The organism is Methyloceanibacter sp. (assembly GCF_049590335.1).
Lineage (GTDB): Bacteria > Pseudomonadota > Alphaproteobacteria > Rhizobiales > Methyloligellaceae > Methyloceanibacter.
In genome coordinates, this window is sequence record NZ_JBAWCQ010000155.1 from 1 (window position 1) to 2,044 (window position 2,044).

General features: G+C 64.9%; 3 protein-coding genes. All 3 read left to right on the forward strand.

The genetic code is table 11. The annotated features are described in order from the left end of the window. Positions 1–544, forward strand: a 544-nt coding sequence (locus tag WBQ77_RS11710; protein WP_424060395.1) for a class I tRNA ligase family protein, incomplete at its 5' end; no start/stop codon positions are given. Further along, positions 531–1,055, forward strand: a complete 525-nt coding sequence (locus WBQ77_RS11715) for a hypothetical protein (protein WP_424060397.1) — start codon at positions 531–533, stop codon at positions 1,053–1,055. The genes WBQ77_RS11710 and WBQ77_RS11715, both read left to right, overlap by 14 nt. 101 nt (positions 1,056–1,156) lie before the next feature. Continuing rightward, positions 1,157–2,044, forward strand: an 888-nt coding sequence (gene holA, locus WBQ77_RS11720) for a DNA polymerase III subunit delta (RefSeq protein WP_424060399.1), incomplete at its 3' end; no start/stop codon positions are given.

A 2,044-nucleotide genomic window follows, 5' to 3' on the forward strand; every position in this document is an offset into this window, starting at 1 on the left:
GGCCGGCACCGCGCGCCCGGCGGATCTCGGCGCCGACGCCATCGCGCTGCTCCGTGCGACCCACAAGACCATCGCGGCCGTCACCGGCGCGGTCGAACGGCTGCGCTTCAATTCGGCCGTGGCGCAGATTTACGAGCTGGCAAGGGCCCTGTCGTCGGGGCTGCAGGCCACGTCGGGTGCCAATGCACCGGACGAGGGGCTGAAATTTGCCATCCGGGAGGCGGCCGAGACCCTGGTGCGGCTCGCGGCACCCATGGTGCCGCATCTGGCCGAGGAATGCTGGGAAATTCTTGGAAATCAGGGGCTTGTCGCTGAGCAGGCTTGGCCCGAGGCCGATCAGGCGCTTCTCACGGAGGATACCGTCACGATCGCCGTCCAGGTCAACGGCAAGAGGCGTGGCGAATTGACGATTGCACGAGACGCCGCGAAAGAAGATATTGAGGCTGCGGCGCTTGCTCTGGATGCAGTTGCGCGCGCCGTTGAGGGACGGGATATTCGGAAGATCGTGGTCGTACCACAGAGGATCGTCAATGTGGTCGCGTAGTCGCACACTCGCTGTTGTTGCGGTCGCCGCAGTCGCTGGGCTGGGCCTGGCAGGGTGTGGCTTTCAGCCCCTGTATGGCAACAACACGACAACCGCCACCGGGACAAAGCTCTCGGAGGCGATGTCGTCTGTCGACGTGCAGCCAATCCCTGGGCGCGTCGGGCAGAAGGTCCGAAACGAGCTGATCTTCGCAAATACCGGCGGAGGCAACGCTGCCGCGCCGCGCTACAGGCTCAAAATCGCCCTGCGCGAGCGGGATATTCAACAGCTTGTGCAGGTCACGGGCAACGCGCAAGGGCAAGTCTATCAGCTCCAGGCGCGCTACACGCTCCTCGACGTGGCAAGTGGCCAGGTCATCCATCAAGGGGAGGCCGTCTCGCGGGCGCCTTATGAGCGGTTCCAGGAAGTGTTCTCCAATATCCGTGCCCGGTACAATGCGGAGGACCGCGCGGCCAAGACGGTTTCTGAGAGCATCAAGAGCCAGCTCGCAGCCTATCTTGCGACCACATAATCCGCCCCGCCGCGTCGACGCGGGCGTGCTGAAGACCTGCGGGTAACAACGCTCCATGTTTACCCATTCCCGGTTCTCCAATACCCGGTTCTTCAAGACCCATGGTCGCCTATAAAGCCGCCTCCGTTCAGCGATTCCTCACAGCACCCGATCCTGCGTGCCGGGCCGTGCTCGTCTACGGACCCGATGCGGGCCTCGTGTCCGAACGCGCCGCCGCTCTGACGCATGCGTTCAGCAAACGATTGGGGCAGGGAACCGAAGTGGTGCGATTGGATGATCGTGATTTTGCCGAGAACGCAGGACGTCTCGAGGTGGAGCTTCGAACGCAATCCATGTTCGCCTCAGGAAAGGTCGTCCGCGCGCGTGCCGGAACGCGCCTCGACGCCGCCACTCTCAAGGCCCTGTTCGCCGAGCCTTGCGACAGTCCGCTCATCGTCGAGGCGGGGAATTTGCGTCCCGATTCGGCGTTGCGGAAGCTGTTCGAGAAGGAGTCGCAAGCCGCCGCACTGCCGTGCTACGCGGACGAGCGGAACCTCGCAGGCCTGATCGAGGACGAGCTCGCCAAGTCCGACCTCAGCATCGACCGGGAAACAAAGGCCTATCTGATGGGGCGGCTCGGGGCCGATCAGGCGCTCTCCCGGGGCGAGGTCGCCAAACTCGCGCTCTACGCGCAGAGCTCCGGGCAGGTGACCCATGACGACGTGGCGGCGATCGTAGGCGATGCTTCGGAGCTCGCGCTCGACAATTTCGTCTTTGCGGTCAGTGCAGGCGACGCGCCGGGCGCGCTGCGCGAGCTCGGCCGGCTCGCCGCGTCCGGGACGGACCGGACCGTGGCCCTGTCGGCACTCTCGCGCCACTTCACCAAACTCTATGTCGTCGCCTCGCATCGCGGCGCGCTGGAGGACGGCGCCAAGAAGCTCCAGCCGCCGCTGCACTACAAGCGCCGCGACATGTTTCTCAGCCATTGCCGCAAATGGGGGGCCCGGAGA

Bases quoted from the DNA above. Each gene is read 5' to 3' on its own strand.
- WBQ77_RS11715 (WP_424060397.1), top strand. From the start codon at position 531: ATGTGGTCGCGTAGTCGCACACTCGCTGTTGTTGCGGTCGCCGCAGTC.